Annotated in this window: 23 protein-coding genes; 11 read left to right on the top strand and 12 right to left on the bottom strand. The window is 69.4% G+C overall.

Translation table 11 applies throughout. The features are described 5' to 3' along the window. Positions 1 to 142: 142 nt before the first annotated feature. Both AC6RA4_RS04060 and mce read right to left on the bottom strand, forming a co-directional pair. A complete protein-coding gene (locus AC6RA4_RS04060; protein ID WP_500157634.1) occupies positions 143 to 430 on the bottom strand; it encodes a DUF1467 family protein in 288 nt (95 codons plus the stop codon). 30 nt (positions 431 to 460) lie between these two features. Beyond that, complete coding sequence (mce, locus tag AC6RA4_RS04065; protein WP_500157636.1) at positions 461 to 865, bottom strand: methylmalonyl-CoA epimerase; 405 nt, start codon at positions 863 to 865, stop codon at positions 461 to 463. A 130-nt stretch (positions 866 to 995) separates the two neighbouring features. Here mce and AC6RA4_RS04070 point away from each other — a divergent pair, with 130 nt between their 5' ends. Next, positions 996 to 1,712, top strand: coding sequence for a response regulator (locus tag AC6RA4_RS04070; RefSeq protein WP_500157638.1), 717 nt, complete (start codon positions 996 to 998; stop codon positions 1,710 to 1,712). 3 nt (positions 1,713 to 1,715) lie between these two features. Here the strand turns inward: AC6RA4_RS04070 and cbiB are convergent, their stop codons facing one another. After that, the gene (gene cbiB / locus AC6RA4_RS04075) at positions 1,716 to 2,651 is read right to left on the bottom strand and encodes an adenosylcobinamide-phosphate synthase CbiB (RefSeq protein WP_500157640.1); all 936 of its coding nucleotides are present in this window, start codon (positions 2,649 to 2,651) and stop codon (positions 1,716 to 1,718) included. After that, positions 2,648 to 3,238, bottom strand: coding sequence for a histidine phosphatase family protein (locus tag AC6RA4_RS04080; RefSeq protein WP_500157642.1), 591 nt, complete (start codon positions 3,236 to 3,238; stop codon positions 2,648 to 2,650). The genes cbiB and AC6RA4_RS04080 overlap by 4 nt, the downstream gene beginning before the upstream one ends. A 43-nt stretch (positions 3,239 to 3,281) precedes the next feature. On the opposite strand from AC6RA4_RS04080, the gene cobU reads away from it, so the two are divergent. Genes cobU through cobS form a run of 3 tightly spaced genes read left to right on the top strand, consistent with a single transcriptional unit; the run spans position 3,282 to position 5,547 of the window. Further along, the gene (gene cobU / locus AC6RA4_RS04085; protein WP_500157687.1) at positions 3,282 to 3,788 is read left to right on the top strand and encodes a bifunctional adenosylcobinamide kinase/adenosylcobinamide-phosphate guanylyltransferase; all 507 of its coding nucleotides are present in this window, start codon (positions 3,282 to 3,284) and stop codon (positions 3,786 to 3,788) included. A gap of 2 nt (positions 3,789 to 3,790) precedes the next feature. Then, a complete protein-coding gene (gene cobT, locus AC6RA4_RS04090; RefSeq protein WP_500157644.1) occupies positions 3,791 to 4,801 on the top strand; it encodes a nicotinate-nucleotide--dimethylbenzimidazole phosphoribosyltransferase in 1,011 nt (336 codons plus the stop codon). A 26-nt stretch (positions 4,802 to 4,827) separates the two neighbouring features. Then, positions 4,828 to 5,547 carry an adenosylcobinamide-GDP ribazoletransferase gene (gene cobS / locus AC6RA4_RS04095; protein WP_500157646.1) on the top strand — a complete coding sequence of 240 codons (720 nt, stop codon included), beginning with the start codon at positions 4,828 to 4,830 and terminating at the stop codon, positions 5,545 to 5,547. Positions 5,548 to 5,551: 4 nt separating this feature from the next. On the opposite strand, the gene AC6RA4_RS04100 is transcribed toward cobS, so the two are convergent. Further along, positions 5,552 to 6,469, bottom strand: coding sequence for a threonine/serine dehydratase (locus AC6RA4_RS04100; RefSeq protein WP_500157648.1), 918 nt, complete (start codon positions 6,467 to 6,469; stop codon positions 5,552 to 5,554). A gap of 77 nt (positions 6,470 to 6,546) precedes the next feature. Here AC6RA4_RS04100 and AC6RA4_RS04105 point away from each other — a divergent pair, with 77 nt between their 5' ends. Then, on the top strand, positions 6,547 to 7,389 hold the full coding sequence (locus AC6RA4_RS04105) for an LOG family protein (RefSeq protein ID WP_500157650.1): 843 nt from the start codon (positions 6,547 to 6,549) through the stop codon (positions 7,387 to 7,389). A 72-nt stretch (positions 7,390 to 7,461) separates the two neighbouring features. Here AC6RA4_RS04105 and AC6RA4_RS04110 read toward each other — a convergent pair whose 3' ends face one another. Then, positions 7,462 to 9,339: a polysaccharide biosynthesis protein gene (locus AC6RA4_RS04110; protein WP_500157652.1), complete on the bottom strand. Its 1,878-nt coding sequence runs from the start codon at positions 9,337 to 9,339 to the stop codon at positions 7,462 to 7,464. Between the two features lie 417 nt (positions 9,340 to 9,756). Between AC6RA4_RS04110 and AC6RA4_RS04115 the strand changes: the two genes are divergently transcribed. Further along, positions 9,757 to 10,779, top strand: coding sequence for an aspartate-semialdehyde dehydrogenase (locus AC6RA4_RS04115; RefSeq protein WP_500157654.1), 1,023 nt, complete (start codon positions 9,757 to 9,759; stop codon positions 10,777 to 10,779). Positions 10,780 to 11,226: 447 nt separating this feature from the next. On the opposite strand, the gene AC6RA4_RS04120 is transcribed toward AC6RA4_RS04115, so the two are convergent. Then, a complete protein-coding gene (locus AC6RA4_RS04120) occupies positions 11,227 to 11,751 on the bottom strand; it encodes a relaxase family protein (RefSeq protein WP_500157656.1) in 525 nt (174 codons plus the stop codon). Positions 11,752 to 11,889: 138 nt separating this feature from the next. Between AC6RA4_RS04120 and AC6RA4_RS04125 the strand changes: the two genes are divergently transcribed. Then, a complete protein-coding gene (locus AC6RA4_RS04125; RefSeq protein ID WP_500157658.1) occupies positions 11,890 to 12,216 on the top strand; it encodes a hypothetical protein in 327 nt (108 codons plus the stop codon). 7 nt (positions 12,217 to 12,223) lie between these two features. Here the strand turns inward: AC6RA4_RS04125 and AC6RA4_RS04130 are convergent, their stop codons facing one another. Continuing rightward, positions 12,224 to 12,871: a carbonic anhydrase gene (locus AC6RA4_RS04130; protein WP_500157660.1), complete on the bottom strand. Its 648-nt coding sequence runs from the start codon at positions 12,869 to 12,871 to the stop codon at positions 12,224 to 12,226. A gap of 138 nt (positions 12,872 to 13,009) precedes the next feature. Between AC6RA4_RS04130 and AC6RA4_RS04135 the strand changes: the two genes are divergently transcribed. From AC6RA4_RS04135 to AC6RA4_RS04150, 4 genes are all read left to right on the top strand, one after another. Then, positions 13,010 to 13,402, top strand: a complete 393-nt coding sequence (locus tag AC6RA4_RS04135) for a hypothetical protein (protein WP_500157662.1) — start codon at positions 13,010 to 13,012, stop codon at positions 13,400 to 13,402. 218 nt (positions 13,403 to 13,620) lie between these two features. Then, positions 13,621 to 15,003: a leucyl aminopeptidase family protein gene (locus AC6RA4_RS04140; protein WP_500157664.1), complete on the top strand. Its 1,383-nt coding sequence runs from the start codon at positions 13,621 to 13,623 to the stop codon at positions 15,001 to 15,003. After that, positions 15,000 to 15,830, top strand: a complete 831-nt coding sequence (locus AC6RA4_RS04145) for a C40 family peptidase (protein WP_500157666.1) — start codon at positions 15,000 to 15,002, stop codon at positions 15,828 to 15,830. The genes AC6RA4_RS04140 and AC6RA4_RS04145 overlap by 4 nt, the downstream gene beginning before the upstream one ends. A 59-nt stretch (positions 15,831 to 15,889) precedes the next feature. Then, positions 15,890 to 16,237: a hypothetical protein gene (locus tag AC6RA4_RS04150; protein WP_500157668.1), complete on the top strand. Its 348-nt coding sequence runs from the start codon at positions 15,890 to 15,892 to the stop codon at positions 16,235 to 16,237. 42 nt (positions 16,238 to 16,279) lie between these two features. Here the strand turns inward: AC6RA4_RS04150 and AC6RA4_RS04155 are convergent, their stop codons facing one another. Genes AC6RA4_RS04155 through AC6RA4_RS04170 form a run of 4 tightly spaced genes read right to left on the bottom strand, consistent with a single transcriptional unit; the run spans position 16,280 to position 22,984 of the window. Then, on the bottom strand, positions 16,280 to 18,319 hold the full coding sequence (locus AC6RA4_RS04155; protein ID WP_500157670.1) for a hypothetical protein: 2,040 nt from the start codon (positions 18,317 to 18,319) through the stop codon (positions 16,280 to 16,282). Then, positions 18,316 to 21,111, bottom strand: a complete 2,796-nt coding sequence (locus AC6RA4_RS04160) for a DUF4159 domain-containing protein (RefSeq protein WP_500157672.1) — start codon at positions 21,109 to 21,111, stop codon at positions 18,316 to 18,318. The genes AC6RA4_RS04155 and AC6RA4_RS04160 overlap by 4 nt, the downstream gene beginning before the upstream one ends. Next, entirely contained in the window at positions 21,108 to 21,986 is an 879-nt protein-coding gene (locus AC6RA4_RS04165; RefSeq protein ID WP_500157674.1) for a DUF58 domain-containing protein, read from the bottom strand. The genes AC6RA4_RS04160 and AC6RA4_RS04165 overlap by 4 nt, the downstream gene beginning before the upstream one ends. After that, complete coding sequence (locus tag AC6RA4_RS04170; protein ID WP_500157675.1) at positions 21,983 to 22,984, bottom strand: AAA family ATPase; 1,002 nt, start codon at positions 22,982 to 22,984, stop codon at positions 21,983 to 21,985. Before AC6RA4_RS04170 ends, AC6RA4_RS04165 begins: the two co-directional genes overlap by 4 nt. Positions 22,985 to 23,032 lie beyond the last annotated feature (48 nt).

Raw genomic sequence — 23,032 nt, forward strand, 5'->3', positions numbered from 1 at the left:
CTTGTCCCCGGGCTCGTGGCCTGGCGAAGCCGGGCGTGTTGTCTTGGGGCCTCATGCTATAACGGGGTGGGGCGCGCCATGGGCGGGCCGCGCAGGTCGTCTCGCCGCAAGGCGGCTCGGGGCCTGTGGCAGGCCTGACGCCTTACTGGCCCGAGGGCGGGCCCATGCGGTTGAACATCCAGCTGTCGAGCTCGCGCACCGTGATGACGCCCGAGATGATGACCCCGGCGATCACCGCCCAGAGCGCCAGCGCAATCACCGTGGTGATCAGCGCCTTGCGCTTGAGATTGTGGACCTCGGGGCTGCTGGCATGGGTGCCCTCGACGACCTCGCCGCGATCGCCCTGGGTTTCGAGCCGGAACGGGATCACGACGAGGAAGGTCATGAACCAGATGACGGCGTAGAGCACGAGCCCGGATGTGAACCCCATGGAAAGCCTCCCTTTCGGCCCGAGATAGGCTCAGACCTGTTCGAGTTCCACCAGCGTGCCCTGAAAATCCTTCGGATGCAGGAACAGCACCGGCTTGCCATGGGCGCCGATCTTCGGCTCGCCAGTGCCCAGCACCCTTGCGCCGCTCTCCTTCAGGTGATCGCGCGCGGCGAGGATGTCGTCGACCTCGTAGCAGACATGGTGGATGCCGCCCGAGGGGTTCTTGTCGAGGAAACCCTGGATCGGCGAGTTTTCCCCCAGCGGGTAGAGCAGCTCGATCTTGGTGTTGGGCAGCTCGATGAAGATCACCGTGACGCCGTGGTCGGGCTCGTCCTGCGGGGCGCCGACCTTGGCGCCAAGCGTGTTGCGGTACTGCTCTGCCGCGGCCTCGAGGTCGGGCACGGCGATGGCGACATGGTTCAGACGGCCGATCATGGCGGGTCTCCTCTCTCAGATTGCGTTGGTTATCGCCCGCGGGGTGCGGGCTTCGCAAGATGCTGCGAGCGTTAACCGTCCGTTAGGGGCAACCGGCAATCCTGACTTTAGTGCCAGATGGAGGATCAGAATGACCGACTCGGATGGGCAGCCCCACCTGCCGCGCCCCAGCGCCACACGGCCGCTGCTGGGCATGACGGTGCTCGTGGTCGAGGACAGCCGCTTCGCCAGCGATGCCATGCGCCTGCTCTGCCTGCGCAGCGGCGCGCGGATTCGCCGCGCCGATTGCCTGCTCTCGGCGCGGCGTCACCTCAACGTCTACCGTCCCAGCGTGGCGATCGTCGATCTGGGTCTGCCCGACGGCTGCGGTGCCGAGCTGATTTCCGAGATGGTCTCGGCGCTGCCCCGGGTGGGGGTGATCCTCGGCACCAGCGGCGACAGCTTTGCCGAGGATGTGGCGCTCGCCGCCGGGGCCGACGGCTTCCTCGCCAAGCCGGTGGAGAGTGTGCTGCGCTTCCAGTCCGAGATCATCTCGCACCTGCCGCCCGAGCGCCGCCCCGCCGGGGTGCGCATGGCCTCGGAAGAGCCGGTCTGCCCCGATCCGCTGGCCTATCGCGATGACATGGCGCTGGCGGCGGATGTGCTGGGCGACGACGGGGACGAGCGCATGCTCGACTACGTCACGCAGTTCCTGCGCGGCGTGGCGGTGAGTGCCGGGGATGTCGTCTTGCAGCGCGCCGCCGAGGGGCTGGCCGAGGCCCGGTTCGAGGGTCGCCCGACGAAGGCCGATATCGCCCGCGTCGCCGGGCTGGTGCAGGACCGGCTGGCGGACCGGGTGGCGATCTAGCGGTTACGGAATGGCAAGGAGAAGAAGCAGCAGCGCGGTGAGAAGCATCGTGCGACGGTAGAGCGCCAGCCCTCGGTTCAGGGCGTGCGCGTCCGGGTCGGGCGCCGGGCCATTGACCCAGGGCTCGTCGGCGATCACGTCGCCATAGACCCGAGGCCCGGAAAGCCGCACCGGCAGCGCCCCGGCCATCGCGGCCTCGGGCCAGCCAGCATTGGGCGAGCGGTGCTGGCGCGCGTCACGCCGCATCACGCGGATCGACTGTCGTGGCCGGCCCGAGGCCAGCGCGAAGAGCAAGCCGGTGAGCCGCGCGGGGACGAGGTTCACGAGGTCATCCAGCCGCGCCGCCGCCTTGCCGAAATCCTCGTAGCGATCGTTGCGATGGCCGATCATCGAATCCATCGTGTTGATCGCCTTGTAGGCTGCGATCCCGGGAAGCCCGCCGATCACCCCCCAGAACAGCGGCGCCACGATGCCGTCGGAGCTGTTCTCGGCCAGGCTCTCGAGTGCGGCACGCGCCACGCCCTCCTGCCCGAGCTTTTGCGGATCGCGCCCGACGATCATCGCCACCGCCTGCCGCGCGGCAAAAAGATCGCCCTGCGCCAGCGGCTTCGCCACTGCGGCCACGTGGTCGTGCATCGAGCGCACCGCCAGCAGCGGCCAGGCCAGCACGCCGCCCAGGATCACGCCCGCGATCCCTTCCGGCAGCGCAAGCTGCAGCAGCACCGCCGGGATCAGCGTGGCGTTCAGCACCAGGATCACCGTCAGCCCGCCCATGGCACGGCGTCGGGCGGACGGTCCCTCGTTGAGCCTGCCTTCCAGCGCCGAGATCAGCGCGCCGATCCACACCACCGGGTGTCTCAGCACCGCAAACAGCGCCCGCGGCCAACCCAGCGCGGCGTCGATCGCGAAAGCAACCGCCATCATCCCGGCAAAGATCATGCGCCCGGCCCCACCCAGTTGGTCGCGATGATCGAGAGCCCGCCCGCGTGGCAGCGCAGCCGGGTGACCGAGAGCGGCGCGATCTCGAAGCCAAGCCCCGCCGAGGGCAGATCGAGCGCGAGCCCCAGCGCCGCCCGCGCCGTGCCCGCATGCGCCACCACCGCGACCGGCCCGCCGGCGCGTGCCGCCTCCGCAAGCGCCATCAGCACCGGCGCAACCCGTGCGGCCATCGCGGCAAAGCTCTCGCCGCCCGGGGGACAATGCGCCGCCAATGTCTCGCGATCCAACACGCCGAGATCGGGCAGCTCGGAAAAGCTGAGCCCGTCATGGGCACCAAAATCCTGTTCCCAGAGCCGCTCGTCGACGGCAACAGCGCGCTCCGGAAACAACGCCGCAGCGGTCTGCACGCAGCGCCGCGCCGGGCTGCTTACCACGCTGGAACACCCGGCAAGCCACGCCCGCAGCGGCGCCAGCGCATCCTCGTCGGGCAGCAGCGCAGCGACGTCGGTGCGCCCGCAAAGCCGCCCTCCGTGATCGGCGGGGGCATGGCGGATCAGCAGCAACTCGTTGGTCTCGGGCGGTCTCATGCGGGCTTCCCAAATCGCGCGGAACCTGCTTTGTCACGGGCTTATGGGAAAGTCGATCCTCATCACCGGCGGCGTGCGCTCGGGCAAGAGCCGGCTGGCCGAGCGCATGACGCTCGCGCTGGGCAGCCCGGCGATCTACATCGCCACCGCCGAGGCGCATGACGACGAGATGGCCGATCGCATCGCCCGCCACCGGGCCCGGCGCGGCCCCGAATGGCACACCATCTCCGAGCCGATGAACCTGCGCCGGGCGCTGCAAGAGAGCGATGGCGACAGGCCCCGGTTGGTCGATTGCCTGACGCTCTGGCTCTCCAACCTGATGCTGGCCGAGCACGACTGGCAAGGAGAGGCCGAGGCCCTTGCGGCTTCCTTACCGCAGCAGCGCGCCCCGGTGGTCTTCGTGACCAACGAGGTCGGCGCCGGGATCGTGCCCGAGAACGCGCTTGCCCGCGCCTTCCGCGACGCGGCGGGGCTGGTGAACCAAAGAATTGCCGCCGCCAGCGACGAGCTCTGGCTCAGCGTCGCGGGCTATCCGATGAAGGTGAAATAGACATGACCGACCGGCTGCCGCTTGCCACGCTCGAGGCGATTGCAACGCTCGACCTGCCGAGCCTCGACGCCGCCGCCGCCGAGGCCGCCCGCGCCCGGCAGATGGAGCTCACCAAGCCCCCCGGCTCGCTCGGACGGCTCGAGGATCTGGCGGTGTTCCTCGCCGGCTGGCAGGGACGCGCGCGGCCCGCGATCGAGCAAGCGCAGGCGCTGGTCTTTGCCGGCAATCACGGCGTTTGCGCGCAGGGCGTGAACCCGTTCCCGCAGGAGGTCACCGCGCAGATGGTGGCGAATTTCGAGCATGGCGGCGCGGCGATCAACCAGCTCTGCGCGCTGGGCGGCGCGGCGCTCTCTGTCGTGGCGCTCGATCTCGACCGCCCCACCGCCGATTTCACGCAAGCGCCCGCCATGACCGAGGCCGAGACCCTCGACGCCATGCGCCGTGGCGCCGAGGCGGTTGACCCGGAGGCCGATATGCTGATCCTCGGCGAGATGGGCATCGGCAACTCGACCGTTGCGGCGGCGCTGGCCCATGCGGTGTTCGGCGGGGAGGCAAAGGACTGGGTCGGGCGCGGCACCGGCTCTGACACGCCAGCGATTGCCCACAAGGCCGAGGTCGTGGCCCGCGCCGTGGCCCTGCACAAAGGCGCGAAGGGTCTCCGGATCCTCGCAACGCTCGGCGGCCGCGAGCAGGCGGCGATCTGCGGCGCGGTGATCGCGGCGCGGCTGGCGCGCATCCCGGTGCTGCTCGACGGCTTCATCTGCACGGCTGCCGTGGCGCCGCTCTTCGCGGCGCGGCCCGAACTGCTCGATCATTGCCAGATTGGCCATGCCAGCGCCGAGCCCGGCCATCGCGGCATGACGGAGGCGATGGGCAAGCGCCCCATTCTCGATCTGGGCATGGCGCTGGGCGAGGGCTCTGGCGCGGCGCTGGCGCTGGGCATCCTGCGCGGCGCGCTGGCTTGCCACAATGGCATGGCGACCTTCGCCGAGGCCGGGGTTTCGGACGGGTGAGGCGGCGGCGCCTCCCCGAGATCCGGTTGGCGCTGATGCTGCTGACCCGGCTGCCCGTCGGACAGTTCAAGGGGACGCCGCCCGAGATCACCCACGCCCGCTGGGCCTTTCCGCTGGTCGGCGTGCCGCTGGCGCTGATCGCCTGGGCGGTGCTGGCGGTGGCCGCGGCGCTGGGCCTGCCGCCGCTTGTCGGCGGGGTGCTGGCGGTGATCGCGCTGGTGCTGGGCACCGGCGGGCTGCACCATGACGGGCTGGCGGATTTTGTCGACGGCATGGGCGGGCGCGACCGCGAGCAGCGGCTTGCCATTATGCGCGACAGCCGCGTCGGCAGCTATGGCGTGCTGGCGCTTGTTCTGGCGGTGGCGCTTGCCGTGGCGGCGCTCTCGGCCTTTCCGACCGGGCCTGAGGCCGGGCTGGCGCTTCTGCTTTGCGCCGTCTTCAGCCGGCTGGCGATCCTGATGGTGATGGAATGGCTTCCGCCCGCCCGCGAGGACGGGCTTGGCCATCTCGCCGCCAGCGCCGGCAAAGGCAATATCCGCTGGTTCCCTGGCGGCCTTCTGGCGCTGCTGATCGCGCCCTTCCTCGGCCTGCCGGGGATGGCCGCGCTGCTGGTGATGGCCGCCGCCGCCTGGGTGGTCGGGCGGCGCGCCAAAACGCTGCTCGGAGGTCAGACCGGCGACGTGCTGGGCACGGTGCAGCTCTGCTCCGAGATCGCCGGCTGGGTGGTGCTGAGCGCCGCGCTCTGAGCGCTCAGCCCAGCGGGTCGGGCGCGATGTTGCCGCCGCAGACCAGCACCGCCACCCGCTCGCCCGGCCCCGGGACATAGGCGCCCGAGCGCAGCGCCGCGAGCGCCGTGGCGCCGGCGGGTTCGACCAGCAGGCGGTGCGATTGCCAGAGCGCGGTCTGGGCCTCGGTGATCGCCTCGTCCGGCACCAGAACGGCGGCACCGAGATGCGCCTGTGCGAGATCGTGACAGATGCTGCCCACCTGCCGCGCGCCGAGCGCATTGGCGGCAACGCCCGAGACCTGCACATCGACAGGCGCGCCGGCCTCGAGCGCCGCGTGCAGGGCGCAGGAGGTCTCCGGCTCGACGGCGACGATCTTGCGCGCGCCCTGAAGCCAGGCCAGCGAGCCGGCGATCAGCCCGCCGCCGCCGACGGCGATCAGCACCGTGTCGGCCTCGAGCCCCTGGGCCTCCCATTCGCGCATCAATGTGCCCTGACCGGCCACCGTGCCGGGGGCGTCATAGGCATGGACCTGCATCGCGCCGGTCTCGGCCTCGTAGGCGCGCGCCGCCTCGAAGGCGTTGGCGTATTCGCCGGGCACCACGGTCAGCGCCGCGCCGGTGCGCTCGATCAGCGCGATCTTGGCGGGGCCGGCGATCTCGGGCACGAAGATCTGCGCGGTGTGGCCGAGCTGGGTGGCCGCATAGGCCACCGCCGCGCCATGATTGCCGCCCGAGGCCGCGACCACGCCCGCCCCGGGGACCGGCTCGGAGAGCAGCGTGTTGAAGGCGCCGCGCGCCTTGAAGCTGCCCGTGTGCTGGAGCTGTTCGAGCTTGAGCTCGACCGGGCGCTGCCAGAGCGCGTCGGTCGTCATCACGGGGGTGATCTGAGCGTGGCCCTCGATGCGGGCAGCGGCGCTCGAGATTGCGTGTTTCCAGTCCATTTCCGGTCTTCCGATAGTGTCGCGGCAGAACGGCACGCTATAGTCAGTCTGATGGCAGGACAAGGATACCCCAGAGCATGAACGACGAACGCCATTCCATCTTTCGCGACGCGGGGCGCGACCGGAAGACCGCCGAGGAAATCCCCGACACGCCGCAGACCCGCGCACCCTCCTACCGGCTGGCCTTTGCCGACGAGGGCTTTCTCTGCCGCGAAGAGCTGCGCCCGGTGCGGCTGCAGCTGGAACTGCTGAAGCCGCAGCTGCTGATGGACGAGCGCCAGATCGACTCGACCGTGGTGCTGTTCGGCGGCGCGCGCATCCCGTCGCCCGCCGAGAAGGCGAGCGCGCGCACGCAGACGCTGGCCGACCTGTCGCACTTTTACGAGGAAGCGCGGCTTTTCGCGCAGAAGATGACCGAGAAGTCGGTGGCCACGGGCAACCGCGAATTCGTCGTCGCCACCGGTGGCGGCCCCGGTGTGATGGAGGCAGGCAACCTCGGCGCGCAGGAGGCCGGAGGCGTGTCGATCGGGCTCAACATCGTGCTGCCGCACGAGCAGGCCCCGAACGAATACGTGACCCCGGACCTGTGCTTCAACTTCCACTACTTCGCGATCCGCAAGATGCACTTCCTGATGCGGGCGCGGGCCATCTGCGTCTTCCCCGGCGGCTTCGGCACGCTGGACGAGATGTTCGAATCGCTGACCCTGATCCAGACCGGGCGCATGGAGCGGGTGCCGTTCCTGCTCTTCGGCCGGGCCTTCTGGGAGAAGATCATCAACTGGAAGGCGCTCGAGGATGCGGGGACCATCAGCCCCGAGGATCTCGACCTGTTCCGCTTCGTCGAGAGCGCCGACGAGGCGGCGGCGATCATCGAGGAATGGGATCCGGCCCCGGCCCGCGACGATATTCCCGGGCGCTGAACAGCCCCGCTCGAGAAACAGAACGGGAGGCCAGAGGCCTCCCGTTTTTCATTCGTTCCGGTGAACCGGCGCTCAGACGCGCTGCAGTTCCTCGGCGCTGTCGTCTTCCTCGTGGCGTTCGACCCAGCGCGAAATGATGGCGCGGGCCATGTCTTCGTCGAGCGTGCCGATGGCCTGCCGCAGATCCTTGAGCGCGGTGGCGATCTCGAATTCCGACAGGTAGCTTTCCTGCGCGCGCATGATCTTGTGGTGCGGCGTGGTCAGCATGTCGGACGAGATCAGCAGCTCTTCGTGCAGCTTCTCGCCCTTGCGCAGGCCGGTGATCTTGATCTCGATATCGCCTTCGGGATTGTTCACGTTGCGCACGGTATAGCCCGCGCCCTCGATCATCTGGCGCGCAAGCTTGTGGATCGGCACCGGGTCGCCCATGTCGAGCACGAAGACATCGCCGCCGCGGGCGAAGGAGCCGGCCAGCAGCACCAGCCGCGCCGCCTCGGAGATGGTCATGAAGTAGCGCGTGACCTTGGGGTCGGTCAGCGTGACCGGACCGCCGCGGGCGATCTGTTCCTCGAACAGCGGGATCACCGAGCCCGACGAGCCCAGCACGTTGCCGAAGCGGACCATCGAGAAGCGGGTGCTGCTGCTGCGGGTGGCGAGATCCTGGATGATCAGCTCGGCCAGGCGCTTGGAGGCGCCCATGACGTTGGTCGGGCGCACTGCTTTGTCCGAGGAGACAAGGATGAAGCGCTCGACCCCGGCCTCGCGCGCGGCCTCGGCCAGAACCTTGGTGCCGATGACGTTGTTGTTGAGGCCCGAGAGCACGTTGCACTCGACCAGCGGCAGGTGCTTGTAGGCGGCCGCGTGCAGCACCACCTCGATCTCGTGCTCGCGCATCAGGTCGGCCATCAGCGTCTCGTTGAGCACCGAGCCCAGGACCGGCACGATGGTCATGTTCTTGGCGAGGTCGCGCAGTTCCTTGTCGATGTTGTAGAGGCTCAGCTCGGCGTGATCGACCAGCACGACGCAATCGGGCTTGCAGGCGATGAGCTGGCGGCAGAGCTCGGAGCCGATCGAGCCGCCGGCGCCGGTCACGAGGATGCGGCGGCCGCTATAGGCGTGGCTCACGCCCGGCAGCTCCGACTCGAGCCGGTTGCGGCCCAGCAGGTCATCGAGCGACACCGGGGCGACGCGCTTGCGCAGCTCGCCCTCGCCGACCAGTTCGGCAAAGGAGGGCAGGGCGTGCACTTCGCAGCCGATCTGGCGCAGGCGATGCGCGATCCGGGCCAGCTGAGGCTGGCTGATCGAGGGCATTGCCAGAACCACGCGGTCGATATGCTTGCGGTTGACGATATCGCCGATCGCGGAGGAAGCGTGCACCCGCAGCCCGGCGACCATCTTGCTTTGCAGCGTCGGGTTGTCATCGACGAACGCCACCGGCTCGACCGCATGGTCATGGCGCAGCGCCGCGACGAGCTGCTGGCCGGTCTGGCCGGCGCCGTAGATCAGCACCCGCATCCGGGTCTGGCCGCGGCGGTAGATGTCGATCAGGACATGGCGCAGGGCGATGCGCCACGTGGCGCAGATCACCAGCAGGAGCAGAGAGAAGTTCAGGTAGACGGCCAGCGAGAGGCTCGGAGCGAGAAACCCGTCGAGGCTGGAGCCGACGACGCCGCAGATCACCGCAAAGGCGGCGGTGCGGGTGATGCCGCGCACGTCATAGGCGTTCAGCGTGAAATGCGGCAGGCCGATGACCCAGGATGCGATGCTGCCGGCGACCATCAAAAGGCCGAACAGGGGGGCAAGTTGGAGAAGCGAAGGCAGGTCCGAGTTGACCGCCGCGTTCATGATAAGCGCTGAGAAAAATGCGAGCCCGATTGCCGCCGCGTCCATGAGCAAGAATAGGAGTTGCTTCTGCGCTCGCGTCAACGACGTGACGATCTTGTAGAGCATGGTCTTTCCGTCCTTCACGAACTCGGTTCGCTCAACGAGTTTCTTCCAAAGTCGAAGGGGCCACCAATTGTCTCCGTATCAAGCCGGAAGACCCCGCATTCTGCCTAACGCGTCATCAAAACTACCTTACGTTTAAGCGATTGCCCATTCAGTAGACAAGAAGGGATTTGCTGCAGCTGCGAGAATGGGCGGGTTTTCACCGATAAGATGCCCGCCCTGCAAGGAAAAGCGGCGGCGGTCGCGTGCGTGACCGTACGGGCGGCAACGCCGGGGCGCGTAGCGTGATTCGGAATGGCCGTTTTCCGGGCGGTCGAGCGAAGCCCCCTTTCGCTGACAGGTGCCTTGAGGTATCACGCGCGCCAATCCGACGTGCTGCGGGAACCGTGTGCACGCGAATTGCAACCGAAGGAGAGCCAGATGGGCTATAAGGTCGTTGTCGCTGGCGCCACGGGCAACGTGGGCCGTGAAATGCTGAACATCCTCGCCGAGCGCGAGTTCCCGGTGGACGAGATCGCGGTGCTGGCATCGCGCAAATCGCTCGGCACCGAAGTGAGCTTCGGCGACAAGACACTCAAGACCCAGGACCTCGCCACGTTCGACTTCACCGGCTGGGACATCGCGCTCTTCGCCGTAGGCTCGGGCCCGACCAAGGAGTTCGCGCCCAAGGCCGCCGCTGCCGGCTGCGTGGTGATCGACAACTCGTCGCTCTACCGCTACGACCCGGACGTTCCGCTGATCGTGCCCGAGGTGAACGCCGACGCGGTGCTGGGCTATTCCAAGAAGAACATCATCGCCAACCCGAACTGCTCGACCGCGCAGATGGTCGTGGCGCTCAAGCCGCTGCACGACCGTGCCAAGATCAAGCGTGTCGTGGTCTCGACCTACCAGTCGGTCTCTGGCTCGGGCAAGGAAGGCATGGACGAGCTCTGGGACCAGACCAAGGCGGTCTACAACCCGGTGACCGAGGTGCCGCCGAAGAAATACCCCAAGCAGATCGCCTTCAACGTCATTCCGCATATCGACGTCTTCATGGAAGACGGCTCGACCAAGGAAGAGTGGAAGATGGTCGCCGAGACCAAGAAGATCGTCGACCCGTCGATCAAGGTCACCGCGACCTGCGTGCGGGTGCCGGTCTTTGTCGGCCATGCGGAGTCGATCAACATCGAGACCGAGGATTTCCTCGACGAGGACGAGGCCCGCGACATCCTGCGCGAGGCGCCGGGCATCATGGTCGTCGACAAGCGCGAGGACGGCGGCTACGTCACGCCGGTGGAATGCGTCGGTGATTTCGCCACCTTCATCAGCCGCATCCGTCAGGATTCGACGATCGAGAACGGCCTGAACTTCTGGTGCGTCTCGGACAACCTGCGCAAAGGCGCGGCGCTCAACGCCGTGCAGATCGCAGAGGTCCTGGGCCAGAAGGTCCTGAAAAAGGGCTGATCCGGTCCATTGAGCGAGACACGCGATCGAGACGGGGCCCGGACGGGCCCCGTTTTCGTTTGGGCGGGCCGATGCGCCGCGCGCCTCTCCGAACGGATAGGAAACCCATGCCGTTGCCGCGCGGGCCTAGCCCTCGGGGTGCTGGCCCCACCGGGGTTGGGGCGGGTAGAACAGGGACGAGGCGGAGATCCCGCCGTGTCCAGGCCAGAACGGCGCCCGTCCAACGCAGGAGCCCGGCCATGACCACCGATTTTCTCGCACTCGCCCGTGATCGTCGCATCGAGGCACTCACCGCCCGCAGCCTGCTGCTGTGCAGGCGTTGCCGGCGTCCGTCGCCGCGGCTCCTCGGGCGCTGGCTGCGCCGGATCTGCTCCCGGCAGGCCAGCCTCCTTGTCGCGCCCCGTTCGTCCGCTTTCTCTCTCGCTCTCTCCGGGGCGGCGGGGCGCGTCATCTGTGCGCGTTGGCCGGGGTGATCCCGCATGGGTCGATGAGGTCGAAATCGGGATCGTCTGAGACGCCTTTTGAAGCGTCGTCTGCGGCGCTGCCGAGCACGGCTTGCGTGAGCCGCATATGGGGATGGCCGGGAAACGGCCGCCCGAAGCGCCGCATCAGGGTGCTGTAGCTGTGGCCGAGCTCGGAGGCCTTGCAGAGCCGCTCTCCACCCGGGTGGGTATGCAGGGCGAGGCCGCCACCGGCTTCGCGGAACGCGTAGCCCTTGGCGCGCAGCCGCCGGTCGAGATCGGCCCAGCCGCTGGCGCTGGCCAGATCGTTTGCGAGGAGGGCCCGCAAGGGACCGAGGAGCTCCTCATCCGCCCGGTTGGGCGTTTTCGCCCCGTTGCGCTGGCGCCGGATTTCGGCGGCGAGCGCGTCGCGGATCACGCGGCCAACGGTTTCGTCCCGCTCCCGGGCGAGCCGACTTGCGGCCTGATAAAGCGGCTCGGATAGCCGCAGGGTGAAAACCTCCTCCCGCATGCTCGCGAGTTTTGCGCACCCAAGGTTAACAGAAGGTTACACGGCGCCGAGAACGCAAAGTTTCCCTAACGACAACAGTTCGCCACAATTGAGCCCAAATCGAGGCGCATTTTCATCAAACTGGCAAGGAGATGACAGATGCTTGTTAACGAGTCCCGCGCCACCGTCGGCGCCGCCCCTCTGACCACCGCCCTGGACTGCGAGACCGCGGCCCTGTTGCGACAGGTCCTGCTGCCGATCCTCGAGGCCGCCACCGACTGGCGCGGCCTCGCCGGCGCACTGGCCCGAAAGGGCTATGGCCTGACCTTCCGCAGCGGCCGCATGGTGATCGTCCAGTCCGAGACCGGCCGTCCGCTCAGCACCGGCCGTGGCCTCGGCATGCCGCTTTCGGTGCTCGCCGCACGGCTCGGACGGCCCGCGCTGCGGCTCAGCCGAGACGGGTGCTCGGCTGAACTGCACGCCTGAGCCCGGCTCAGATTTCCTCGAAGCGGCCCAGCTTGGGGTCGTAGACCTCGATGCTGCCCTTGCCGATCTCGTGCCAGAGACCGTGCAGGGTCAGCTCCTCGCTCTCCACCGCCTCGCGCACGAAGGGGAAGGTCATCAGGTTCTCGAGCGAGGTCAGAACGGCCTGGTGCTCCAGCGCCTTCGAAACCTTGTCCTCGGGCAGATCCTTCACCTTCTCGTAGCCCGGGCGCAGGATGTCCATCCAGCGGCCGACGAAGCTGGATTTCTCTTCCAGCGCCGGCGCCCGGCCCGAGCACATGTCGAGGCAGCCCTGAACGCCGCCGCAGCTCGAGTGGCCCATTACGATGACATGCGCCACCTTGAGCGCGGTCACGGCGTATTCCACCGTCGCCGAGGTGCCGTGGTGATCGCCATCGGGCTCGTAGGGGGGCACTAGGTTGGCGATGTTGCGGTGGATGAAGAACTCGCCCGTATCGGCCCCGAAGATCGAGGTCACGTGCACGCGGCTGTCGCAGCAGGAAATGATCATCGCGCGGGGATGCTGGCCTTCCGAGGCCAGTCGTCGGAACCACGCGTGGTTCTCGGCGTAGCTCGTCGCCTTCCAGCCATGAAAGCGTTGCACGAGATATTGCGGAAGCGGCTTCGCGTTCTGCATGTCGTCCTCCTGTTCGGGTCACGCACCGCGCTTGGCAATACGCGGAATTCTTCCGGAATTCGAGAGAATAAATCGGCCCGCGCTAAGGTTTTGGGAACTCCGGGCCTCTATCCCCCTGCGACGTGGGGAAGGTGAAGCATGGAGGCCGCGGTGGACCAGGTCGCAAGACTGTCGCCGGCGGAACCGGCAGCGGTCGATCCAGACCGTCTCGCACAGCTCTACGAGCGGTTCGGCACCCGACGGGGCGAGGATCTCGTTTGCCGGGCGATGGAGGAGCTGGCGTTCGGGCTCGGTCAGGCCGGCCGGCTCTACGAGGCCGGAAACCGCACGGAGCTACGCCGTTGTGCACGGGCATTGGCCACGCTCGCGGACGAGATCGGGATGACGGCCCTGCGCCGCGTTGCCGAGAGCGTTGCGCTCTGCATCGACAATGCCGACGCGGTGGCGCTGGCGGCGGTGCTGGCGCGCATGGCGCGTGTCGGGGAGCGCTCGCTCTACGCCATCTGGGATCTGCAGGACCTGACGATCTGATCTCCGCGCGATGGCTCCCCCCTTCACCGGGGCGGATGGACCGAGCAGGCGGGCCTTGGGGCGGGCAGAGGCCGGGCCGGCGCGCGGGGACAGCGGGGCACCGGGGCCATCTACCCGGCGCATCAATGCAAGCGGGGAGGGCGGCGGAGGGCCTTGCAGGTCCGGCGCGCTGCGCTAGGCTCGCGGCAATTGTCTTCCCTCCCAGAAAGGCCTCTCACATGCCGTTCCGTTTCGCCGATTCCTCGACCCCGGCTATGCCGCTTCACCTGATCGAGGCCGACGCCCTATCGGCCTGGCTCGAGGGGAAGCCGGAGGCGTGGCGGGGCTGGGTCGCGGCCAGCGGCTTCTCCGGCGCCATCGGCGATGCGTTGATGCTGCCCGGCAAGGATGGCGCCCCCGCCGCGGCGCTCGCCGGCTACGGCTCCGCCGCATCCCGCCGCCGCGGTCGTTTCGCGCTGGCCGCGGCGGTGGCAAAGCTCGGCACCGGTACCTACCGCATTGCCAGCGGTCTGCCACAGGAAGCCGCCGCCGAGGAAGCGCTCGGCTGGCTGCTCTCCGCCTATCGCTTCACCCGCTACGCCGGCGGCAATGGCGCGGGCGCCCAGCTTGTCGCGCCCGAAGGCGTCGATGCCGCGCGCGTCGAGATCCTTGCTGAGGCTGAGGCGCTGACCCGCGATCTCGTCAACACGCCGGCCTCCGACATGGGCCCGCAGGAGCTCGAGGAGGCCGCCCGCGCGCTGGCCGGGGAGTTTGGGGCCAGCATCGAGGTGACCGCCGGGGAAGAGCTGGAACAGGGCTTCCCGATGATCCACGCGGTGGGCCGGGCCAGCCCGCGCGCGCCGCGGCTCATCGACATGCGCTGGGGCGAGGCCGGCCCGACACTGACGCTGGTCGGCAAGGGGGTTTGTTTCGACACGGGCGGGCTCAACCTCAAGCCCGGCAGCTCGATGGGGCTGATGAAGAAGGACATGGGCGGCGCCGCCAACGTGCTGGGTCTGGCCCGCGCCATCATGGCGCTGGAGCTGCCGCTGCGCCTGCGGGTGCTGATCCCGGCGGTGGAAAACTCTGTCGCGGGCGATGCCTTCCGTCCGCAGGACATCCTGACCTCGCGCAAGGGCCTCTCGGTCGAGATCAACAACACCGATGCCGAGGGCCGGCTGGTGCTGGCCGACGCGCTGGCGCTGGCCGACGAGGAAACGCCCGACCTCATCGTCTCGATGGCAACGCTGACCGGCGCCGCGCGGGTCGCGGTCGGGCCGGATCTCGCGCCGTTCTACACCGATGACGAGCCGCTCGCCGCGGCCCTTTCCAGCAGCGGTACGGCGCAGGCCGATCCGCTCTGGCGGATGCCGTTCTGGGAGCCTTACGAGGCCAAGATCGAGCCCGGCATCGCTGATCTCGACAACGCACCGGCGGGCGGCATGGCGGGCTCGATCACCGCCGCCCTCTTCCTGCGCCGCTTCGTGACCGAGAGCCCGCGTTACGCCCATTTCGACATCTACGCCTGGAACCCGTCGCCGCTGCCGGCGCGGCCCAAGGGCGGCGTCGGGCAGGGCCCGCGCGCGATCCTCGCAGCCCTCCCGGAGGTGCTGGGCCTGTGAGCGACCGGCGTCTGACCGCCGCCAATGACCGGGTCGTCGCCCGCGCGCTGGCGGCGGAGTTCCCCGGGCTGGAGCCGGTCGATCCGGTGGTCTCCTACATCTGCGAGCCGGTGATCGATCTCGTGGCCCGCCCCGGCGGGCGGCGCGAGCGGCAGCTGCGCTACGGCGATGCTTTCGAGCTGCTCGAGACCCGCGACGGCATGGGCTTCGGCCTCGCGCCCGGCGCCGGCTATGCCGGCTGGGTGTCGGCCTCGGCGCTGCGCCCTGCCGGGGCGCGCGGCACCCCGACCCATCGCGTCGCGGCGCGACAGACCCATGTCTACCCCTCGCCCGACTTCAAGACCCGCGAGACCTGCGCCCTGTCGCAGCTCTCGTCGCTGGTGGTGACGGGGCGCGAGGGGCGGTTCTGCGAGACCGAGCTTGGCTGGGTGCCGGCGATGCATCTCACCGATGCGCTGACCACCGACCCGGTGACTGAGGCGGCGCGCTATCTCGGGACGCCCTATCTCTGGGGCGGCAACTCGGGCTTCGGGATCGACTGTTCCGGGCTGGTGCAGGCGGGGCTTTCGGCCTGCGGCATCGCCTGCCCGGGCGACAGCGACCTGCAGGAGAAGGCGCTGGGCGAGACGCTGGCGCCGGGCACGACGCCCATGCGCGGCGACTTGCTGTTCTGGAAGGGCCATGTCGCTTGGGTGTCGGATCCGGAGACCATCCTGCACGCCAATGCCTACCACATGGCCGTGGCCTATGAGGGGCTCGCGGAGGCGGTGGCGCGGATCGAGGCGCAGGGCGATGGCCCGGTCACCCGCCACGCGCGGCTGGGATAAGCGCCCAGTTCGACCAGATGTGATGCCGGTTCATGCCCGCGCTGGTGTAGACTGGCCCGATGAAACCGCTCCTGCCCTTCCTACTTCTCGCCATGCCCGCGCTGGCCGACCCGCCCGAGATCGTTGCCACCGAGGCCGCGCGCCAGGGCGAGAACTGGCGCGTCTCGGTCACCATCGCGCATCCTGATACCGGCTGGGAGCATTATGCCGATGGCTGGCGGGTCGAGACGCAGGACGGCACCGTGCTCGGCACCCGGGTGCTGGCGCATCCGCACGAGACCGAGCAGCCCTTCACCCGCTCGCTTTCCGGTGTGATGATCCCGGAGGGCAAAACGCGGGTCTTCCTTCGGGCGCGCTGCCTTGTCGATGGCTGGAGCGAGGAGCGCACCGCCCACGATCTGCCCTGACGGGCGGGCTTATCCCTGTAGCGAAAGTCGGAAGAGCGGCGCTTACCGCCGCCCTTCGCGCAGCCAGGCGCCGATGATGAAGCCCGAGGCCAGCAGCAGCGTCAGCCAGGCCGGCAGCAGCGGGATCTGGCGCACGTCCATCGTCTCGTAGGCCTCGCGCGGGGTGAGGCCGATCCAGCCGCGCCCGGCGGCGGGGCGCCCGGCGCTGACCGCGCGGATGCTCGGCAGGCCGTCCTCGAGCCGCATTACGCCGCCGCGCATGGTGTCGATCACCGGCTCCAGCGCGTCGCCGCTGGCGATGGTCTGCTCGAACTCGCGCGGGGCAGCGGGGCCGAGGCCGATCACTGCCTCTTCCTCGCCCTCGCTCAGACGATAGAGCCCGATCTCCGGCCCCTCGTAAAGCGCCTCGAACCGGCCCGGGGACACCTCCGAGAGCGTTACCTCCTCGGTCTCGCCATCGGGGCGGGTCACGGTGACCGCGCCCACGCCTTCGCCCAGCGAGCGGCGGATGATGCGCATGGTCTGGCCGGTGGCCTCGGCCCAGAGCGCCTCTTCCTCGAGCTCGGGCTCCTTCATCATCCAGTGCGCGAGCCGGCGCAGCAGGTCGAGCTGCGGGCCGCCGCCCTCGTAGCCGCGCGACCAGAGCCAGGCCTGATCCGAGCCCAAGAGCGCCACGCGCCCCTCGCCGACCCGGTCGAGGATCAGCAGTGGCTTGTCATCGACGCCGGACATCACCACGTCGCCCTCGATCGGGTCGAGCTCGATCTGGCGCAGCCAGCGGCCCCAGCTTTCCGGGTCGCCCATGCCGGCGGTGACGGGATGGCGCTCGCCCAGTTCGGTGACGCGCGGGCGGTAGCCCTCGTCGATGACGCGGGCGGTGGGCTCGGCGGGCAGGATCTCGGCGAGCGGCGAGCGGTAGATCGAATCGGCGCTGGCGAAATCGGGGCCCGCGGCCACCAGCACGGCGCCGCCGTTCTCGACATAGTTGCGCACGTTGTCGAGGTAGATCGCCGGCAGGATGCCGCGGCGCTTGTAGCGGTCGAAGATGATCAGGTCGAAATCGTCGATCTTCTCGAGAAACAGCTCGCGCGTGGGGAAGGCGATGAGCGAGAGCTCGGTCACCGGCACGCCGTCCTGCTTCTCGGGCGGGCGCAGGATGGTGAAATGCACCAGATCGACCGAGCTGTCGGATTTCAGCAGGTTGCGCCAGGTCCGGCCGCCGGCATGCGGCTCGCCCGAAACCAGCAGCACGCGCAGCCGGTCGCGCACGCCGTTGATCTGGACCAGTGCGGCGTTGTTGCGGTCGGTCAGCTCGCCCTCGGCCTCCGGTGTCGAGAAGCGGATGACGTTGAGCCCGCCATGCGGCAGCTCGATCGGCAGCTCGACATCCTGCCCGATGGGCACGGTGAACTGCTGCGGCTCGGCGCCGTCGACCGAGATGTCGAGCCGCGTGTCGATGGCCCCCGGCGCGGCGCCGTCATCCTGCACCCGCAGCGTCAGCGTCACCGGCTCGCCGAGGATGGCGAAGGCCGGGGCGTTCTGCACGATGAGGCGACGGTCCCAGTCGCTCTCGCGGCCGGTCATCAGCAGGTGCATGGGGGCCGGCAGGTTGGGCGCGCGCTCGAGATCGTGCAGCCGCCCGTCCGAGAGCAGGAAGATCCCGGCGATGCGCCCGCGCGGCTCCTCGGCCATGGCGGTGGAGAGCGCGGTCATCAGCTGGGTGCCGGTGTCTCCCTCGCCATCGCCAAGCTCGATGCGGCGGATCTCGGTGTTGGGCCGCGCCTCGATGCGGGCCTCCAGCGTGTCGGCGGCCTCCTCGGTGACATTGAGCCGGTCAGCAAGGCGCTGCGAGGCGCTCTTGTCCACGACCATCAGCACGATATCCGAGAGCGGCGCGCGGTCTTCCTCCTGGAAGGAGGGCTGGGTCAGCGCCGCGACGAGGATCAGCCCCGCGAAGAAGCGCAGCGGCCAGCCGTTGAGCCCGCGCCACAGCGCGAGGATCACGCCCGCGAGCGCCACGGCGCCAAGCGCGTAGATGGCGGCCCAGGGCAGCAGCGGGTCGAAGACAATCTGTCCGGTCATTGGCCAAGCCTGTCGAGCAGCGCGGGCACGTGCACCTGGTCGGATTTGTAGTTGCCGGTGAGCACGTGCATCACGAGGTTGACCCCGAAGCGATAGGCGATCTCGCGCTGACGCTCGCCGGCGAAGCCCGAGCCGATGCGCACCAGCGGGTTGCCCCGCTCGTCCATCGCCCAGGCGGCGGCCCAGTCATTGCCGCCGATCACCACCGGGGTCACGTTGTCATTGAGGTTGCGGAACGGCATGCCCTCGATCAGCTCCGCATCCGGCGCCGCCGCCTCGACCCAGACATCGCGACTGGCGTAGCGGCCGGGGAAATCCTGTAGCAGATAGAAGGTGCGGGTGAGCACGTGGTCCTGCGGGATCGGCTCCAGCGGCGGGATATCGAGCGGGGCGGCCAGCTCCTGCAGCTTGCGGCCCTCGGCGCTGGAGGCGCCGAAGCCGGCCACATCCGAGTCGCGGGTGTCGAACAGGATCATCCCGCCCGAGCGCAGGTAGTCGTTGAGCTTGGCGTAGGCGGCGTCCGAGGGCATAGGCTGGGCGGCGGTGACTGGCCAGTAGAGCATCGGGAAGAAGGCCAGCTCGTCGCTCTCGAGATCGACGCCCATCGGGTCGGCGGGCTCGACCGAGGTGCGGAAGAACAGGATCTCCGACAGGCCCCGCAGGCCGGCCTGTGCGAGGTCGTCAAGCTGGCGGTCGCCGGTCAGCACATGCGCCAGTGTCACCTCCGAGGCGGCGAGCATGGCGGCGGCCTCGTCGCCAGCACTGGCCGGGCTCTCCTGCGCGCGGGATGCGAGCGGCGTCAGGCTCAGCGCGAGCGCGGTCAGGATGGCCGCCGTGCCGGCGCGGGGCCGGGCGCCGCCGAGGCGGCCCGAGAGGGCCAAGGAGGCGATGACGTCGGCCAGAAGCAACGCGATGGCACCGGCAAGCAGCCAGCCCGCCAGCGGCGTCTCCGCCGGACGCGACAGCCCCTCGACGGTGACCCGCTCGGGCCAGACAGCCGGCTCGAAGGCGCTCTCCGCGGTGACCACGTTGCGCGCGAGGCTGCGATCCTCGCCCTGGTAGAGCCCCGGCATCAGATCGGGGCCGAGCGCCGCGCTCAGCAGCGCCTCGCCCTCGACGCCCGGAAGGTTGCCGGCATCGCCGACACGACCGAACGCGTCGAGCACCCGCAGCGGCTGCCAGATCGTCCCCTCGAGATCCTCGGGTGCCGGCGAGGACGGCATCGACGAGACCGCCAGCCGTTCCAGCATCTGCACGAAGAGCCCCGAGAGCGGCAGGCTCGACCATTCCGCGTTGGCGGTGACGTGGAACAGCACGACCTGGCCTTGTCCCACGCGCTTGCGGGTCACCATCGGCGTGCCATCCGTCAACTGCGCGATCACCCGCGCGGCCAGCGTCGGGTCGGGCTGGGCCATGACCTGCGAGGTCACGGTGACGTCCTCGGGGATCTCGAGGCCAAAGAACGGGCTCTCCTCGCCGAAGGGCGCGAGCGCTTTCGGCTCGCCCCAGCTCATCGCGCCGCCGACGCTGCGGCCCCCGGCGCGCAGACGCACCGGCATCAGCGGATCCTCTTCGCTGCGGCTCACGTCGCTGGCGGCAAGGCGCGGTCCGGCAAAGCGCAAGAGCGTACCGCCCGATTCGAGCCATTCGAGCACTCCGGCCTCTTCGCCGGGCGAGAGCGTCGCGACATCGGCCAGCACGATCACGTCCGGGTTGGCGGGCAGCACCTCTTCGAGCGTGCCGTCGAGCAGGTCGGCGGTGGGCTCGAGCGCGCGGTCGAGGAAATGCAGCGGCGAGAGCAGCTCCAGCCCCTCGCGGTTCTCGTTCCCGGCGATCAGCGCCACTTCTCGGCGGCGCAGGCTGTCATCGGGCAGGGTGACCGCGCCGGCGCTGCGGGCGCCCTCGATCTCGAAACGGGTGATGCGGGCGCGCAGCTCGGCCGGCAGGTTCAGCTCGAGCTCGGCATCAGTGGCGGATTGCTCGAAGATCACCGGGTTGCGCACCAGAACCGCCGGGTTGCCCGCCGGGTCGAGCCCGTGGCCCGCGACGGTGACCTCGGCCTCGGGGCCGGGGCGCAGCCGGTGCAGGCTCAGCAGCACGTGGCCATCCTCGAATCGGGCAGGCGCAAGGGTGTAATGGGCGCGGGGGCTCTCGAAGACGGTCACCTCGCCGCGCGCCTCCAGCGCGGCAAGCAGCGGCGCGCGGCTGTCGCGGGCGAGCCCGTCCGACATCCAGTAGCTGTCGAAATCCTGATCCGGCAGCATCTCGATGGCGCGCGCGACGCGCGCGTCATCGGGCTGCCAGGGCTCGGGCAGGATGCCGGTCAGGCGCGATTGCAGCACGCCCGCGGCCTGGAACTGCGGCGCTTCCGGCGCGGTCAGGCGCAGGAGCGCCACGGGCCGCGCCTCACGCTCGGCGCGGGCCAGCAGCGCATCGAGCGCGTCCTGCCGCTGGCGCCAGTCCGAGGCGCTGGACCAACTCGCATCCATCACCACCAGAAGCGGGCCCGAGCCCGCCTCGGCGCCGCTCTGCTCCTGCGGGTTCAGCACCGGCCCGGCTAGGCCGATGATCACCGCCGCCACCGCCAGCATCCGCATCAGCAAGAGCCACCACGGCGTGCGGTCGGTGACCTGCTCCTCGTCCTTCAGGCCGAGCAGCAGCACCACGCCGGGAAACATCCGCCGGATCGGCGCGGGCGGCACGGCGCGCAGGATGATCCACAGCACCGGCAGGGCCAGCAGCCCCAGCAGAAGCCAGGGGGCGGTGAAGCCGAGGGGGCCGAGCATCGTCATCCGTGGCCTCCGTCCATCGCGCGATATACCCACAGCAGCGCCGACTGGGCGCTGTCCGAGGTATGATGACACATGTATTGCCAGCCCGTTAACCGCGACAAACGATCAAGCCGGTCCTTGCGCTCTGCCAGCCGCTCGAGATAGCGCCCCCGCAGGTCGCCAGCCTTCAGCGTCTCATGCGCCACGCTGCCGCCGACGCTCTCGAAGATCGTGCGGCCCTTGAAGGGAAAGCTTTCCTCCGTCGGGTCGAGCACCTGCAGCAGAACGCCGCGCACGCCGCGGTCGGCGGCCTTGGTGAGCGCCGCCTCGACGGGGGCCAGATCGCCGAGGAAATCCGACACGAACATCGCCCGGGCATGGGGGATCATGCCGCGCGCCTCGGGCTCGGAGTAATCGTCATCACCGTCCGTCGAGAGCGCCTCGGCCAGCCGCAACACCTGCACGTCGCCATTGCGCGGTGGCAGCTGCCAGCCGGTGAAGCCCACCCGCTCGCCGCCCCGGATCAGCAGGATCGCGGTGGCCAGCGCCACCAACCGGGCGCGGTCGCCCTTCTGCGGCAGGTTCTGGTCGGAGGTGAAGCGCATCGAGGCGCCGTGATCGACCCAGAGCTGCACGCTCTGCGCGATCTGCCATTCGCGCTCGCGCACGAATTGCTCGTCGCCCCGGCCCGAGCGGCGCCAGTCGATGTTGCGATAGCTGTCGCCCGAACGCAGCGGGCGGTATTGCCAGAAATCGTCGCCCATCCCCGAACGCCGCCGGCCGTGCTCGCCAAGAAGCACGGTGCCGGCGAGATGCTCGGCGCGGGCCAGCAGCGCCGGAAAGCGGCTGGCCTCGAGCTGCGCGTCGCGGCGGAGATAGGTGACGGTGTCGCTCAAGCCGCGGCCTCGGTGCGGGTGAGCCCGCTCGCGATGTCGTCGATGATGGCGCCGAGATCCTCGCCGCGGGCGCGGGCCGAGAAGGTCAGCGCCATGCGGTGCACCAGCACCGGGCGCGCCATGTCGATCACGTCGGCGGGCGAGGGCGCCAGCCGTCCCTCGAGCAGGGCACGGGCGCGCACCGTCATCATCAGCGCCTGCGCGGCGCGCGGGCCGGGGCCCCAGGCCACGGTTTCGCGGACACGCTCCGAGGCGGCGGGATCATTGGGGCGGAAGGCGCGCACAAGGTCGAGGATCATCTCGACCACCGCATCGCCCACCGGCATCCGGCGCAACAGGGTCTGCGCCGCCATCAGGCTCTCGGGATCGAAAACCTGATGCGCCTGCGCATCCTCGGTGCCGGTGGTGGCGAGCAGGATGTCCTTCTCGGTCTTTCGGTCGGGGTAGGCGACGTCGATCTGCACGAGGAAACGGTCGAGCTGGGCTTCGGGCAGCGGGTAGGTGCCCTCCTGCTCGATCGGGTTCTGCGTCGCCAGAACGTGGAAGGGCAGCTCGAGCGAGCGGGTCTCGCCGGCCACGGTCACCGCCTTTTCCTGCATCGCCTGCAGCAGCGCCGACTGGGTGCGCGGCGAGGCGCGGTTGATCTCGTCGGCCATCAGCAGCTGGCAGAAGATCGGGCCGGGGATGAACTTGAAGGCGCGCGAGCCGTCGCTGCCGGTCTCGAGCACCTCGGAGCCGAGGATGTCGGCGGGCATCAGGTCGGGGGTGAACTGGATGCGGTTGCCGTTGAGCCCCATGACGGTCGAGAGGGTCTCGACGAGGCGGGTCTTGCCGAGGCCGGGCAGGCCGATCAGCAGCGCGTGGCCACCGCAGAGCAGCGAGGCCAGCGTCAGGTCTACCACCCGTTCCTGCCCGATGAAGCGGCTGTTGATGGCGCGCTTGGCTTCGGCCAGCTTTTCCTCGAGCGCTTCGATCTCCGCGACCAGATCCTCGGCCATGCGCTGACTCCCTTGAAATCCCGTGTTTACGAGTCAACTCTATCCCGG

This window comes from Salipiger sp. (genome assembly GCF_059781815.1).

Excerpts from the sequence above, each read along its gene's own strand:
- AC6RA4_RS04160 (WP_500157672.1), bottom strand. The coding sequence starts at position 21,111 with ATGACGATGCTCGGCCCCCTCGGCTTCACCGCCCCCTGGCTTCTGCTG.
- AC6RA4_RS04100 (WP_500157648.1), bottom strand. The coding sequence starts at position 6,469 with ATGGACTGGAAACACGCAATCTCGAGCGCCGCTGCCCGCATCGAGGGC.
- AC6RA4_RS04135 (WP_500157662.1), top strand. The coding sequence starts at position 13,010 with ATGGAGGCCGCGGTGGACCAGGTCGCAAGACTGTCGCCGGCGGAACCG.
- AC6RA4_RS04110 (WP_500157652.1), bottom strand. The coding sequence starts at position 9,339 with ATGCTCTACAAGATCGTCACGTCGTTGACGCGAGCGCAGAAGCAACTC.
- AC6RA4_RS04150 (WP_500157668.1), top strand. The coding sequence starts at position 15,890 with ATGAAACCGCTCCTGCCCTTCCTACTTCTCGCCATGCCCGCGCTGGCC.
- AC6RA4_RS04130 (WP_500157660.1), bottom strand. The coding sequence starts at position 12,871 with ATGCAGAACGCGAAGCCGCTTCCGCAATATCTCGTGCAACGCTTTCAT.
- AC6RA4_RS04120 (WP_500157656.1), bottom strand. The coding sequence starts at position 11,751 with ATGCGGGAGGAGGTTTTCACCCTGCGGCTATCCGAGCCGCTTTATCAG.
- cbiB (WP_500157640.1), bottom strand. The coding sequence starts at position 2,651 with ATGATCTTTGCCGGGATGATGGCGGTTGCTTTCGCGATCGACGCCGCG.
- AC6RA4_RS04080 (WP_500157642.1), bottom strand. The coding sequence starts at position 3,238 with ATGAGACCGCCCGAGACCAACGAGTTGCTGCTGATCCGCCATGCCCCC.
- AC6RA4_RS04170 (WP_500157675.1), bottom strand. The coding sequence starts at position 22,984 with ATGGCCGAGGATCTGGTCGCGGAGATCGAAGCGCTCGAGGAAAAGCTG.
- AC6RA4_RS04115 (WP_500157654.1), top strand. The coding sequence starts at position 9,757 with ATGGGCTATAAGGTCGTTGTCGCTGGCGCCACGGGCAACGTGGGCCGT.
- AC6RA4_RS04070 (WP_500157638.1), top strand. The coding sequence starts at position 996 with ATGACCGACTCGGATGGGCAGCCCCACCTGCCGCGCCCCAGCGCCACA.
- AC6RA4_RS04105 (WP_500157650.1), top strand. The coding sequence starts at position 6,547 with ATGAACGACGAACGCCATTCCATCTTTCGCGACGCGGGGCGCGACCGG.
- AC6RA4_RS04155 (WP_500157670.1), bottom strand. The coding sequence starts at position 18,319 with ATGACCGGACAGATTGTCTTCGACCCGCTGCTGCCCTGGGCCGCCATC.
- mce (WP_500157636.1), bottom strand. The coding sequence starts at position 865 with ATGATCGGCCGTCTGAACCATGTCGCCATCGCCGTGCCCGACCTCGAG.
- AC6RA4_RS04125 (WP_500157658.1), top strand. The coding sequence starts at position 11,890 with ATGCTTGTTAACGAGTCCCGCGCCACCGTCGGCGCCGCCCCTCTGACC.
- AC6RA4_RS04140 (WP_500157664.1), top strand. The coding sequence starts at position 13,621 with ATGCCGTTCCGTTTCGCCGATTCCTCGACCCCGGCTATGCCGCTTCAC.
- cobT (WP_500157644.1), top strand. The coding sequence starts at position 3,791 with ATGACCGACCGGCTGCCGCTTGCCACGCTCGAGGCGATTGCAACGCTC.
- cobU (WP_500157687.1), top strand. The coding sequence starts at position 3,282 with ATGGGAAAGTCGATCCTCATCACCGGCGGCGTGCGCTCGGGCAAGAGC.
- AC6RA4_RS04060 (WP_500157634.1), bottom strand. The coding sequence starts at position 430 with ATGGGGTTCACATCCGGGCTCGTGCTCTACGCCGTCATCTGGTTCATG.